The following is a 13,490-nucleotide window of genomic DNA, read 5'->3' as shown; positions in this document are numbered from 1 at the left end:
GGGCCGCCTTATCCGATGGCGCACCCTATACCGGAGGCTGGCTCCCCTATGCCCATGGGGCTAGGATGCAGGACCTCAGGCACGATGGAAGGTCTCTAACTTTACGGTCATTGTCGAACCGCGGGCATTGGGCAGAGATAGAGAGGGTGTCGATATGAAGATCATGGTGGCGGGAGCAAGCGGCGTTGTCGGAACGCAACTCACGGCGAAGGTGCGCCGGGCAGGCCACGATGTCAGGGCCACATCCTTGTCTCTTGGCGTCGATACGGTGACGGGCAGGGGCCTCGAAGCGGCGATGGCGGGAAACGAAATCGTCATCGATGTCACCAATGCCGCGTCATTCGGCGACAGTTCGGCGTTCGATTTCTTCAGGACGTCGACGAAGACCTGCTCGCCGCTGCGGCCGGAGCCAACGTCAGGCACTATCTCGCGCTCTCCGTCGTCGGCACGCCTTATCGAAAGGGAACACATTAACCTCACGCGCATCTCCACTTGGGACACACCGCGCCGGCTTTACCGGACGGCTTCCGGCCGCTCCGCTTGTCGGGGAATTTGCGACAAGCCGCGTGAAGGTTCATCGTCCCTTGGCGCACGGGCAGTTCTTGTTCTCCAGCGCCACGGGCTCTTCATGGACACCGGTAATAGACCCGCCCGTAGGCATCGACAACCTGAACGCAGCCCGGAGCATAGACCGTGCCGGCTGCCGCTCCCGCAGCAACGGCCCGGCGCGTCGTCCGGCGTGCAACTCCCGCGTAGCTCACTGGCGTTAGCGGACGGCCGACGCGAGCCTGGGCTTCAGAAATGAACGAACCAATTCCGCCGGTAGGGACGTCGCCCACCAGGAGCATCGTGGCAATACCTGCCAAAGCGGTAAGTTTTTTGCGGCGGGTCATTCGCTGGCTCCTTCTGGAATGTCGTCGATGTGGGGCATCGCTTTCGCATCTACCCGCTTGCTGTTGCTCGGCGGTGCGAAGGAGAAATCATCCTTCACCTCTCCGCTCCAGGAATTTATGATCAGTGTATATTGCGGCGCGGCGGCCACGGCCTTGGAGGTGATCACGTATTTGCAGGGAAGCGGTTCCGCCCCTGTGCGCACCCACAACTGCCAGTCCGTATCCGCGTTGCGAAAGGCCAGGTGCTCGCACTCCACGCCACCAATCACGCCTGTGCCGATATGCTTGGCATCGACAACGCCGGCATTGAGCGCATCATAGACGTTCGACAGCAGCAGGTCAGCACCAGGCAACGCATGCCCATCCGATTCAAGCTTTACAACGAGTTCATCAATCGTCCCAGGAGCGTCGATCTGGGCGAATGATTTGGCGTCCTTCGAATGAATGGTCACCTGCTTGCCGTCGAAAATCATTTCGATATCGGCGAACCCGCCTGTGCGGGCCGCATGCAGCTTGTTCGGGCGACTGACGGCAACCTGACCTGAGCTCGCGAACTGAATCTTCTGCAGATCGGGTGTCACAACTTCAATATCGGTGTTGAAGGTTGCGGAGAAGGTCTGCTGTTTGGCCAAGTAATCCGACATGGATTTGAGAATGGCGCGCGCATCATCCTCCGCATGCGCAATCGGCGCAAAGGTTGCCAAGGCGAGTATCCCCACGGCGCAGCGATGTCCAATTTTCATGTTTTCCTCCCTCGGATTGCATATGTTAGCAGAATTGGCGGGGTGTGGCCCGTAACATCGTATAAGTTTTGCCGAGTGTGCGGTTCCATTGCGGATTTCGCGTTTCTTCTCGTGGTGTTCGTCTCGTAGTACTTGTCGCCGATCTTCGGTGCGTCTGTTCGCAGTTGCCTCGTTCCCATTGGGCGCAGTTAGGCGTCAAAACGGCTCGCTCAGTCAGGCTGTACAACCGAAGCCTGGCTGAGCGTTGATCGGGTTAAAAGCGTATCACCATTCCGAGAATCGGGCCTTGTTGCACCACGTCGAACACGAAGCCGTCCTTACTGTAGTCGACACCCAAGGCCCGGTAGCCGACGACCGCCGAAATGGTGTCGCTGAAACGGTAACCGATCGCGGCGGCGACGTCCCAATCGAGGTCGGCTTGGCCGGCGCCGATAAGCCCCCAACCGGTCAGATAGATCTCGGGCGTGATCGCGTAGTTTCCACGAAATCCGGCCATCGCATCCACCCATGTCGCGCCGTCGTTTCGCGACACGCCATCAAGAATGCCGCCGCTGAACGAGAGATCGGTGTCGACAGACCACACCCTTACCCCGCCGACGACATCAAGGCGCGCGGAGTTGTCGTCGATGATCGAGTAGCCAACGCCGAGCAAACCGGCAAACGTTTCCGATGTGACCTCGACGCTGGAGGCCACGATCCCTCTGGGCGTGCCGGCGGAGCCCGATATCTTGGAATACATGACATCGCCGAAGATGCTGTAACGGTCGTACCGGGCCTCGCCGATCGCCATGGCCCCGAAGTCGAGATGGTCAAGGATATCGCTGAAACTCGAGTCAACTTCGACTGTCGGTAGTCCAAATTGCGCGACGTCGCCGGAAAGTCCCGCCGCCCAGAAATAGGGGGCTAATGCGAACGTCCACCCTTCGTCGGTTTCGGCTTGCTGAGCTGACGGCGTCATCGGTGAATAAATGTCACTAGCCACGACACCACCGGCAAATAGAAGACTCCCAATGAACGTCAGAGTACGCGCAGATCCAAGTTTCATCTCTTCCCCTCCAGTAACTCTAAGCATTTTTTGCCAGCTCTCAACCGCGCCCAGGCTTGATCATGGCTGAGTACATTCATTTTCTAACTAAAAGTTTCTCATGCTGTTCCTTATTTGCTACGATGCAAATGCGATCATTGCACTCTATCTGGACTGCGAATGTCACGCCAGTAAGATTTTCACGAACAACCGAATGCCCGGGAGACGGACTAATCCCGACGATACTACAATGAGCCCCGGCAAACCGGCATATTAGGTGGTTGTCACACCATGGCCGGCAGTCACAAGACGCTCATTGATGCAAATCAACAAATAACCGGCCCGGACGGTTTAAGTATGACTGCTGCAAAGGGGGAAAGCGATGAAAAAGTCAGCTGCGAAGTTGATAATTGCGGGGTTCGTAAGTCTGGGCGCTGTCTTGCTGGCTGCGGCTCAGGAGGCCACCGATATCGGCACTCTGGACAGCGCGAAGGCCGGAAAGGCATTTTCCAGCAAACCTGTCTACTCGCCCTATGCGGGGCGCAATTTTCCGGCCCGGCCGCTGTTCGGCGACACACATCTCCACACCGGGGCCTCGTTCGATGCCGGCGCTTTCGGAGCACGGTTGACGCCTCGCGACGCTTACCGCTTCGCCCGCGGCGAGGAAATCACGGCGTCGAGCGGTCAGCCTGCCAAGCTGTCACGTCCGCTCGACTTTCTGGTGGTGGCCGACCACTCCGACAACATGGGCATGTTCCCGGACCTGTTCGCCGGCAAGCCGGATGTCCTCGCCGATCCGCAGGCCAAGACCTGGTACGACATGATCAAGTCGGGTCAGGGCGCCACGGCGGCGCTCGAAATCATCTTCAGCTTTGGCAAGGGAACGCTGCCCAAGAGCATGATCTACGGGCCGGATACGCGTCCCTACAAAAACGCGTGGCAGGACACGATAAAGGCCGCCGAGGAATATAATGATCCGGGGCGGTTCACGGCCTTCATCGGCTACGAGTGGACTTCGAACACGGCAGGCAACAATCTGCATCGCAATGTCGTCTTCCGCGACAATGCCGACAAGGCCGATCAGGTCGTGCCCTATACGACGCTTAAGCCCTTGGGCAGCGACAATCCGCGCAACCTATGGAAGTGGATGCAGGCCTATGAGGACAAGACCGGCGGCAGCGTGCTGGCGATTGCGCACAACGGCAATCTGTCCAACGGCCAGATGTTCCCGCTGATCGAATCCTTCACCGGCAAGCCGGTCGACACGGAATATGTCGAGCAGCGCTCCAGGTGGGAACGCCTCTACGAGACAACCCAGACGAAGGGCGACGGAGAGGCTCACCCGGTCCTGTCGCCCAATGACGAGTTCGCGGATTTCGAGACCTGGGATTTCGGTAATCTCGATGCCAGCGTGCCGAAGACGCCTGACATGCTCGAGTTCGAATATACACGGTCCGCGCTGAAGAACGGCCTCAAGCTCGAAGCCGAACTCGGCACGAACCCCTACAAGTTCGGGCTGGTCGGCAGTTCCGACGCGCATACGGGCCTTGCGGCTATGGAAGAGGAAAACTTCTTCGGAAAGACCACGCCGCAGGAGCCGAGCCCGGAACGCCTGACGGCAACGTTCGTCAAGGACGCCAAGACCGGCATCACGGTGATGGACTGGGAGGTCGGCGCGTCGGGCTTCGCCGCCGTGTGGGCGACGGAGAACACCCGCGAGTCGATCTGGGACGCCATGCAGCGCAAGGAGACCTATGCAACCACCGGGCCGCGCATGGCCGTGCGCTTCTTCGGCGGCTGGGATTTCGAGCTGGCCGATGCCGAGACCCGCAATCCCGGCGCGATCGGCTACGGCAAGGGCGTTCCCATGGGCGGTGACCTGACGGCAGCGCCGGAAGGCAAGGCACCGTCGTTCCTCGTCGCCGCGCTGCGAGACCCAATCGGGGCCAACCTCGACCGCTACCAGATCGTCAAGGGCTGGCTCGACGACAAGGGCGAGACGCATGAGCAGGTGTACGACGTCGCCTGGGGCGGGGACCGCAAGCCGGGCGCCGACGGCAAGGTGCCATCAGTCGGCAGCACCGTCGACATCGAGAACGCGACCTGGACCAACACCATCGGTGCGCCGGAACTGATCGCGGTCTGGAAGGATCCGAGCTTCGATCCGAAACAGAAGGCCTTCTACTACGGACGCGTCATCGAGATACCGACGCCGCGGTGGACCGCCTATGACGCCAAACGGTTCGGGACAAAGCCGCTGGAGGGCACGCGGATGACCGTCGTCGAACGCGCCTATACCTCGCCGATCTGGTACACGCCGTGATCGCGATGCCGGCGGTTGAACCGGGAGCCGGACGGTCGGGTCCGGCATCCGGCGAACGCGTGAGCACGATCTTCTTGAAACGCCTGCTGAGGGAGCCGCTGGTCCACTTCCTGCTGCTCGCGCTGCTGATCTTTGCGGGTTACGGGCTCTTGGGCGCCGATACGGACGACAAGCCGGACAGCATCGTCGTCACGGCGCCGAAGATCGAGCAGATGGCGACCGTGTTCGCAAAGACCTGGCAGCGTCCGCCGACAGCCGAGGAACTGAAGGGCCTGATCGACGACCATGTGAAGGAAGAAATTCTGGTACGCCAGGCGCTGGAGCTCGGGCTCGACAGGGACGACACAGTGGTTCGCCGCCGCTTGCGCCAGAAGATGGAATTTCTGAATGCGACCGACGCCGAATCTCTGACAGCGACCGATGCGGAACTCGCCGCCTATCTGAAAGCCAATGCTGCCACGTTCGAGATCGATCCGATGCTGGCCTTCCAGCAGGTGTTCCTCAACCTTCAGCGGCGCGGCGACACGATCGCACAGGAGGCGGCGTCCGTCCTCGAAGTGCTGCTGACCAACCCGGCCACGGATCGCGCCCTTCTTGGCGACCCCACGCTGCTTCCGCCCGACCTGCCGCTTTCGGGCAAGACATCGATCGTCCAAACCTTCGGCGCCGAATTCGTGGAAGAACTCGACAAGGCCCCGCTGGGCCAGTGGACGGGTCCCGTCAATTCCGGCTTCGGGCTGCATCTGGTCCGCGTGACGGAGCGTGTGCCCGGCCGAGTGCCGACGCTCGACGAGGTTCGCGACGCCGTTGCGCGAGAGTGGACGAACGCCAAGCGCAGGGACCTTGAAGACCAGCGATTCGCCGAACTGCTCAAGCGCTATGTGGTAAGAATCGAAAGCCCGGCTGGTGCGGAAACAGGCCCATGACGCGGCTTGGCGCCCTGCTGGCCGTGGTCATCCCCGTGCTCCTGGCAACGTCCGGCATGGCCCATGAGATCAGGCCGGCCTATCTCGACATGCGCGAAACCGCTCCGGACGAGTTCGTCGTCGTCTGGAAGGTGCCGGCGCAAGGCGACATGCGTCTCGCGCTTTATGCAAGTCTGCCGAAGCGGTGCATCGAGAAAGCCGAACCGGCGAGGTCGATCGTGGACGGAGCTTATCTGGAGCGAAGGACCGTCGTCTGTGCAGGGGGATTGAGGGGCGGCGAGATCGGCATCAACGGCCTCAAGTCGACCATGACCGAAGCGCTTGTCCGCATCGAATACGAGAACGGCGACACGGAGGTCGTGCGCCTCATGCCGGACGCGCCCTCCTTCACCGCAGCCGGCGCGCAGACCAGCCTCGAGTTCGCCCAGACCTATTTCCTGCTGGGCGTCGACCATATACTCTCGGGTCTCGATCATCTGCTCTTCGTGCTTGCGCTCATGCTACTCATTCGAGACCGCTGGATGCTGGTCAAGACGATCACGGCCTTTACGATCGCGCACAGCATCACGCTGGCTGGAGCGTCGCTCGGATATTTCAGTTTGCCGCAGAAACCGGTGGAAGCGACGATCGCCCTCAGCATCGCATTCGTCGCAAGCGAACTGATCAAGATGAAGCGGGGCGAAAGGCGGCTCTCCGAGAGCTACCCCTGGGTCGTGGCCTTCGCGTTCGGGCTGCTGCACGGCTTCGGTTTCGCCGGCGCCCTGATGGAAATCGGCTTGCCGCAATCCGATGTGCCGATGAGCCTCCTGACATTCAACCTGGGTGTCGAGGCAGGACAGCTGATCTTCGTCGCCGCGGCGCTGGTCGTGCTTCGGGCAGCAGGCGCGCTGAGCACGATACCGCCCGCACCGGCGCGTCAGTTCGGCGCCTACGTGATCGGGACCGCCGCGATGCTGTGGCTGGTTTCGCGGATCGCCGGGTTGGCGGCGTGAGCAGCGCGAATCTTGCGCCGTAGCTCAACAATTCCAGATGGCTGCAACGCATCGACAACAGCGCTTGGGCGAGCAAGCACCGGAGGTCCGCTATCTAGCGCGAAGTGGAGGCTTCTCAGCTGAAGCGATATTGTCCGCGTCCAAATCGCTTATAGGATTTCGCGCCTCCCGACCATGAAGTTTATGTTTATGTTTCGTTCGACCTTAGCGTACGATTTCGAGCAGTTCTTGTTCTGACCCCATATTGTCGAGATCGGCGGCCCGGAACAGTTCGGCATCGACGAAATCGCGCGGATATATCTCGCCGCAAACGAAGACCAACGGATGGTGACGACCGATGCATCTGTTTGCTATTTCGACGTCGAATTGACCGGCGATGTACTGCTTCCCGGTGCTGGCGCCCGCACGGCGAGCCAGACCCTCGCCGACTGGCTCTTCCAATCGATGGCGCCTACGGCCGGCTTGAAATTTGCAGCGCGAGGTAATACCCTTCGAAAAGAGAGTATTACAAAGGTGCCAGAATGGCCACGACTGTTACTGCGAAGGGGCAGGTAACCATTCCGAAGCCGGTCCGGGACATGCTCGGCATCGTACCCGGCAGCAAGGTCGATTTTCATCGCGCTGCCGATGGCAGCGTGGTTCTCGTGCGCGCCGACAAGAAACGCCCCGCCAGCCGCTTCGAGAGGCTGCGCGGCCATGCCGGAAAGGGCCTCGATACAGATGCCATCATGGCTTTGACGCGCGGCGAACCGTGACGCTTATCGATACCAATGTTCTTCTGGATCTCGTGACGGACGACCCGGAATGGGCAGACTGGTCGATAGCCCAGCTCGAGACGGCGGGCATAGAAGGCCCCTTGCTGGTCAACGACGTCATCTATGCCGAACTTGCGGTGCGATACGACAGGATCGAAGCTTTGGAAGCTTTTATCGAGGAAGCCGGTCTCGAGATGGCGCCGATGCCGAAAGCCGCCCTGTTCCTTGCCGGTAAAGTCTTCACGCAATATCGCCAGGCAGGCGGATCACGCACCGGTTTGCTGCCCGATTTCTTCATCGGCGCTCACGCAGCCGTGCAGCAACTGCCGCTCTTGGCGCGGGATGTCAGGCGCTACCGCACTTATTTCCCCTCGCTGAAATTGATATCGCCCGATTTTTAAGCCGGCGCTTTGCGGCGTGCGGCACATTCAACAAATCTTCATGAAGCCCAGGGTTGATAAGCTCCGGTCCAGCTCCAAATCCCGCCGGCGGTGGCCGAAACGGCAGGGGAGGGGCGCATGGGCAATAGGGACATCGAGCGGATTGGCGGGATCAAATCGGTCTTGGAACTCGTTGTTGTCCCCTTCTGCCTTCTATCCTGGCCGCAGGCGTTTGCCGCACCCGCCGATATTGGCGGGCTGACGGTGACGCTGCCCGATGATGCTTCCGGCTGGAGGATGGCCGGCAAGGGCGATCTTTTCATGCTGCAGAAGGATTTTGCCGAAACCGGGGATGACAAGCGCGGCAGCGCTCTGATCCAGATATCCAAGCCGCTTGCGGGAGGGCGCAGTTCCCTTCCGGCCGGGGTGAAGACCTTTGTCGCAACACTGCCCGACATGGCCAAGGAAGATATCCTGATTAAGTATTATGGCGTCACGATAAACGGCCACGATATTCGCGTGGAGGAACGCTGCTGCGTTCAGCAGAAGAATGTCAGCATCAGCCAGATCGTCGTCGGCATCGCCAATGACGAGCGGCAGGCCTATCTGCAGCTCGTGCTCTTGAACCTCAAAGGCGACAGAAGCCAAAGCGCCGAGGCCGAGTTCGAGGCCCTCGTGCGTTCGGTGAAGCTTGATCCTTCGGACAAGGATTTCGATCTCGTTCCCGCGAGCGACGACGGCGGGCTCGGTGGCGTTTTCACCCATCTCGATACCGGTGTTCGCCCGAATCTCTTCGGCGGCGTGGATTTCTATTCCGATAGCGAGATCACCATGTTCGATCCGAAGGGCCTGTTCAGCACGGAACTGCCGAAGGGCGGCCGCAGCATGACCGAGCACTGCAGGGAAAACCCCTCCGACTGCGGCCTTTATAAGCTCACCGGCGGTGGCTTCTTCTCCTCCGCCGGATCGATCGAAACGCGCAGCGTCACCTCTGCCTACGGCACGATCGAGATCGAGACGAAGCCATTTTCAAAAAAGGCGACGACCTGGTGATCGACGAAGACGAGTATCGTGCGGTGCCGCCGTTCGAGGATGGCGCCACGCTCGACGGCGAATGGGTCTACAACTTCGCTTCGAGCGGGATGACTGCGACCTCGTCGGGATCGGTTGCCTCCAGCAATACGCTGACGCTGCATTACAACGGCACCTTCGAACGCAGCCGCTGGTCCGGAGCCTCGATGACGAACGAAATCGGCGGATCGCGGACGGGTGTGACCGCGTCAGGCGATCGGCCCGGCTCCAGCGGCCGCTATAGGCTTTCCGGCTATCGCCTCGATCTGACCGACGCGACCGGTAAGACGGAGAGCCTGAGCATTTTCGGGCCGGACAAGGGTTCGGATGGGCTTCTGGTGATCAACGGCAACAACTATCTGAAGGATGACGGGCAATAGTCGGCTCGGGCCTTTCCGCTCCGCCCGCGGCCTCGCAAAAATTTCATGAATTTCATGTGCATAACCGATGGCATAGGCCTTGCCCTTCAGCCCTCGCGCGGATGCGAATCACCCGCCGATCCGTCCGCGAATTTGCCAGATTCCGGAACCCGTTTGGTGTGCGTCGAGGCGTGGTTTGGTTAAGCATTTGTAATTCGGTCACGAATCGCGGCATATAGTAACTGCGCAACTGAAGCGCTTTCGTTCAAAATTGCGCAGTTACCTGGGAAAACGATCATGCAGCCGAGTTCTTGCTCTTCAAGACGATCAAGAGCATCTCCCTTCGCTTCTGGCAACAGATGCGAAGGAGTTGTCCTATCAACTTCAGCAGCATCAGGCGAAAATCTTTCCGCCGCTTTCCCAGAAGACGATCAGGACCTTCTCGCCTGCGGAAGCCGCAGCCTTCATCGGCATCGGTGAAGGCTATCTCAGGCAGGTCGCTGCGGATGGCCACGGGCCCGATCCGCTCGCAAACGGACGTCGGCTGTACAGCGCAATCGATATGGACCGGATCCGCCGAGTTCTCGACGAACGAAACGGAACGCCGAAATATGTGCCGGCCCGCAGGCCTGGAGAAAAGCTCCAGATCGTCTCCGTCATGAATTTCAAGGGCGGCTCGGGCAAGACCACCACGGCGGCACATCTGGCGCAGTTCATGGCTCTCCGCGGCTATCGCGTGCTTGCCGTCGACCTCGATCCGCAGGCGTCCTTATCTGCCCTTTTCGGCCATCAGCCGGAGTTCGACGTCGGCGAAGGCGAGACGATTTACGGGGCGATCCGATACGAGGCACCACGCCCGATCGCGGATATCGTGCGCGCCACCTACACGCCCAATCTGCATCTCATTCCGGGAAATCTCGAATTGATGGAATTCGAGCACGAGACGCCGAAGGCGATGGCGTCGGGGACGGCGGAGACGATGTTCTTTGCCCGTATCGGCGAGGTGTTGACGGAGATAGAAAGCCTTTATGATGTTGTCGTCATCGACTGCCCGCCGCAGCTGGGATTCCTGACGATGTCGGCGCTCTGCGCCGCAACTTCCGTTTTGATCACGGTCCACCCGCAGATGCTCGACGTCATGTCGATGTCGCAGTTCCTGACGATGACGAGCGAGCTGATGTCGGTCGTCGAGAAGGCCGGCGGGCGCACCAGCTACGACTGGATGCGCTATCTGGTGACGCGGTTCGAGCCGAATGACGGACCGCAGAGCCAGATGACCGGCTTCATGCGAGCGATCTTCGGCAATCGCATGCTCCATAACGCCATGGTGAAGTCGACGGCCGTCGCCGACGCCGGCGTCACCAAGCAGACCCTGTATGAGGTCGAGCGGTCGCAATTCACGCGCGGAACCTATGACCGGGCGCTGGAGTCGCTGAACCTCGTGAATGGTGAGATCGAAGCGCATATTCGCTCCACTTGGGGAAGGAGATAGAAATGGCGCGCAAGAATCTCATCGAAATCTCCGCTCCGAGCCCGGCAAGGGTGGAAGCGGTCGCGCCACGCGACAATCGTCCGATCGCCGGCTTCGTGCCGCAGGAGCGTGTCGGCGGGCCGGTCGGCGGCATTACCAAGACGCTCGGCAACATCACCGAGAAAATGGAACGGGCGAGCGAGCTGGAACGGCAGCTTGCGGCGGGCCAGATGATCGTCGAGCTTGATCCCGGCGTCATCGACGCGTCCTTCGTCAGCGACCGCCTGGCGATCGACGCGGCCGAACTGGCTGAGCTTGTCGAGCAGATCCGCGAACATGGGCAGCAGGTTCCGATCCTGGTGCGTCCGCATCCGGAGACAAAGGGACGCTATCAGGTTGCCTACGGCCATCGCCGTCTGGCAGCCACCAGAGAGATCGGCATCCGCGTGCGCGCGGTCGTTCGCGATCTCACCGACGGCCAGCTGGTTGTCAGCCAGGGACAGGAAAACAGCGCCCGGACCAATCTTTCCTATATCGAGCGCGCGCTCTTCGCGTGGCGGCTCGAGGAACGCGGCTTCGGGCGCGACACCATCATGGCCGCTCTCAGCGTGGATAAGGCGGCGCTGTCGAGAATGCTGATCGTCATGCGGCAGGTGCCCTTGGAGCTGATCAACGCCATTGGCGCTGCGCCCGATATCGGTCGCCGGCGGTGGCTGGAGTTCGGAGAGCGGCTCGAAGGCGCCGATATCGGCAAGATCATCGCCGAGTTGTCCGCGGACGACGCCCGCAAGATGTCGAGCGACGAGCGGTTTCACCGGGCGTTCGCTTTGGCGACGAAGAAGACGCCGGCGCCGAAGCCGGCGGCGGCCAAATCCGAAGTCAGCGGCGTGCCTGTGATGATCAAGAAGACAGCATCCGGCGCCACTTTCGTCTTCGACGGCAAGACCGCGCCCGGCTTCGATCAATTCGTCCAGGAAAGGCTGCAGGGCCTGTTCCTGGAGTTCAAAAAGCACAGAGGAGCGTAGCGCGCAAAAGAAAAAGGCCCCCAACGACGCCGTCGTGGAAGCCCTTCTCAGATCTTAAGCACATTGAGAATCGCATTTCCACGAATCACAGTCAAGCGTCTTAGGCACCAAATTGGTGGATGGTTTTCTTTTGCCTGAACGAAGGTGAAGGCAAATGGAGAGTGGATATGTGACGACGCCCTTTGGGCGGCGGCCGATGTCGCTTGGCATGCTGGCAAGCCAGCAGCTGGCCGAGACGATCGAGCCGGGGATGAAGCGCAGCAAGTGGAAGCTGTTTCGGGCGATCTGCGAGGCGCGCCCGGCGCTCGGCGTGACCGATCGGGCGCTGACGGTGCTCGACGCGCTGCTGACCTTCTATCCCGATGATGAAATCTCCGAGGAGAAAGGCCTGATCGTCTTTCCCTCGAATGCACAGCTTTCGCTGCGCGCCCGCGGCATGACGCCGGCGACGCTGCGACGTCACCTTGCCGTCCTGGTCGAGGCCGGTCTGATTGTGCGCAAGGACAGCCCGAATGGAAAGCGCTATGCCCGCCGCGACAGGGCAGGGGCGATCGGCGAGGCCTTCGGTTTCAGTGTCGCGCCGCTTCTCGCCCGCGCCGTCGAAATTGAAAACCTCGCGGCCCAGGCGATCGCGGATCGGGAACTGTTGCGAGCGACCCGGGAACGGCTGACGGTCTGCCGGCGCGATATCTCCAAGCTGATCTCGGCGGCCATCGACGAAGCGGTTCCCGGCGACTGGGAGCAGATGACGATGATGTTTCGCGATCTTGTCGCCAGGATTCCGCGGGTGGCGGGCATCGAAGAACTGACCGCGGTGCTCGACGAGATGGAGCTGCTGCGCGACGAAGCCGTCAACCTGCTGGAAAGACATATTAAAAGAGAAAAAATAGACGCCAATGAGTCTCAAATTGAGCGTCACAAACAGAATTCAAACCCCGACTCCACTTATGAACTTGAACCAAGCTTCGAGACGAAGCGGGGCGAAAAGGCAGTGACAACCAATGACGGGATGGCCGAGCCGTCAGATGAGCCAAGGCTGAAACCGCCGAGGCCTTCCGCCCGACCTGGTGGCAATACGCCGGGTGCGGCCAATCCTGTTGCCGGCCACAGCTTGAAATCCTTCCCGCTCGGCCTTGTCCTGCAGGCCTGCCCCGCCATTCTTGACTACGGTCCCGGCGGAATGATCGGCAATTGGCGCGACCTGATGTCGGCCGCCGTCGTCGTGCGCTCGATGCTCGGCGTCAGCCCCTCGGCTTATGAGGAAGCCTGTGCCGGCATGGGGCCGGAAAACGCCGCCACTGTGATCGCCTGCATCCTGGAACGAGGAGGCCATATCAACTCGCCCGGCGGTTATCTTCGCGATCTCACCCGCAGGACCGAAAGGGGCGAATTTGCGATCGGCCCGATGTTGATGGCGCTCGTCAGGGCGAATGGCGGGGTAAGGCGAAATGCCGGCTAATGGACTTCGGCGACAACGCAGTCGGTTGGCCCGTCCGGCAAACCTTACTCTAATCGCCGGCTTGTTCGC

Annotated in this window: 11 protein-coding genes and 3 pseudogenes; 11 read left to right on the top strand and 3 right to left on the bottom strand. The window is 60.7% G+C overall.

Annotated elements, in window-relative coordinates:
- Nucleotides 1–154 precede the first annotated feature (154 nt).
- Nucleotides 155–453: pseudogene (locus MHI61_RS30300) on the top strand (LysR family transcriptional regulator); the annotation flags it as partial.
- A 173-nt stretch (nt 454–626) separates the two neighbouring features.
- On the opposite strand, the gene MHI61_RS30295 reads toward MHI61_RS30300, so the two are convergent.
- The 3 genes from MHI61_RS30295 to MHI61_RS30285 all read right to left on the bottom strand — a co-directional run bounded on the left by MHI61_RS30295 (nt 627) and on the right by MHI61_RS30285 (nt 2,681).
- Nucleotides 627–848, bottom strand: a complete 222-nt coding sequence (locus MHI61_RS30295; RefSeq protein WP_239793414.1) for a hypothetical protein — start codon at nt 846–848, stop codon at nt 627–629.
- A 41-nt stretch (nt 849–889) separates the two neighbouring features.
- Nucleotides 890–1,636, bottom strand: a complete 747-nt coding sequence (locus tag MHI61_RS30290; RefSeq protein ID WP_239793129.1) for a DUF2092 domain-containing protein — start codon at nt 1,634–1,636, stop codon at nt 890–892.
- A 253-nt stretch (nt 1,637–1,889) separates the two neighbouring features.
- Nucleotides 1,890–2,681, bottom strand: a complete 792-nt coding sequence (locus MHI61_RS30285) for a hypothetical protein (RefSeq protein WP_239793128.1) — start codon at nt 2,679–2,681, stop codon at nt 1,890–1,892.
- Between the two features lie 361 nt (nt 2,682–3,042).
- On the opposite strand from MHI61_RS30285, the gene MHI61_RS30280 reads away from it, so the two are divergent.
- The 10 genes and pseudogenes from MHI61_RS30280 to repC all read left to right on the top strand — a co-directional run bounded on the left by MHI61_RS30280 (nt 3,043) and on the right by repC (nt 13,421).
- The gene (locus MHI61_RS30280; RefSeq protein WP_239793127.1) at nt 3,043–4,983 is read left to right on the top strand and encodes a DUF3604 domain-containing protein; all 1,941 of its coding nucleotides are present in this window, start codon (nt 3,043–3,045) and stop codon (nt 4,981–4,983) included.
- 59 nt (nt 4,984–5,042) lie between these two features.
- Nucleotides 5,043–5,909, top strand: coding sequence for a peptidylprolyl isomerase (locus tag MHI61_RS30275; RefSeq protein ID WP_239793126.1), 867 nt, complete (start codon nt 5,043–5,045; stop codon nt 5,907–5,909).
- Nucleotides 5,906–6,901, top strand: a complete 996-nt coding sequence (locus MHI61_RS30270; protein WP_239793125.1) for a HupE/UreJ family protein — start codon at nt 5,906–5,908, stop codon at nt 6,899–6,901. Before MHI61_RS30275 ends, MHI61_RS30270 begins: the two co-directional genes overlap by 4 nt.
- 243 nt (nt 6,902–7,144) lie before the next feature.
- Nucleotides 7,145–7,351 (top strand): annotated as a pseudogene (locus MHI61_RS30265) (LysR family transcriptional regulator); the annotation flags it as partial.
- Between the two features lie 71 nt (nt 7,352–7,422).
- Entirely contained in the window at nt 7,423–7,656 is a 234-nt protein-coding gene (locus MHI61_RS30260; RefSeq protein ID WP_239793124.1) for an AbrB/MazE/SpoVT family DNA-binding domain-containing protein, read from the top strand.
- Nucleotides 7,653–8,057: a type II toxin-antitoxin system VapC family toxin gene (locus MHI61_RS30255; RefSeq protein WP_239793123.1), complete on the top strand. Its 405-nt coding sequence runs from the start codon at nt 7,653–7,655 to the stop codon at nt 8,055–8,057. The genes MHI61_RS30260 and MHI61_RS30255 overlap by 4 nt, the downstream gene beginning before the upstream one ends.
- A 117-nt stretch (nt 8,058–8,174) precedes the next feature.
- Nucleotides 8,175–9,487, top strand: a pseudogene (locus MHI61_RS30250) (hypothetical protein).
- A gap of 262 nt (nt 9,488–9,749) precedes the next feature.
- Nucleotides 9,750–10,958: a plasmid partitioning protein RepA gene (gene repA, locus MHI61_RS30245; protein WP_239793413.1), complete on the top strand. Its 1,209-nt coding sequence runs from the start codon at nt 9,750–9,752 to the stop codon at nt 10,956–10,958.
- 2 nt (nt 10,959–10,960) lie between these two features.
- Nucleotides 10,961–11,962, top strand: a complete 1,002-nt coding sequence (gene repB / locus MHI61_RS30240) for a plasmid partitioning protein RepB (protein ID WP_239793122.1) — start codon at nt 10,961–10,963, stop codon at nt 11,960–11,962.
- A gap of 154 nt (nt 11,963–12,116) precedes the next feature.
- Nucleotides 12,117–13,421, top strand: coding sequence for a plasmid replication protein RepC (gene repC, locus MHI61_RS30235; RefSeq protein WP_239793121.1), 1,305 nt, complete (start codon nt 12,117–12,119; stop codon nt 13,419–13,421).
- Nucleotides 13,422–13,490 lie beyond the last annotated feature (69 nt).

This window comes from Rhizobium sp. K102 (assembly GCF_022385315.1).
GTDB classification, from domain to species: domain Bacteria; phylum Pseudomonadota; class Alphaproteobacteria; order Rhizobiales; family Rhizobiaceae; genus Rhizobium; species Rhizobium croatiense.
This window is presented reverse-complemented; position numbering and strand designations above follow the sequence as displayed.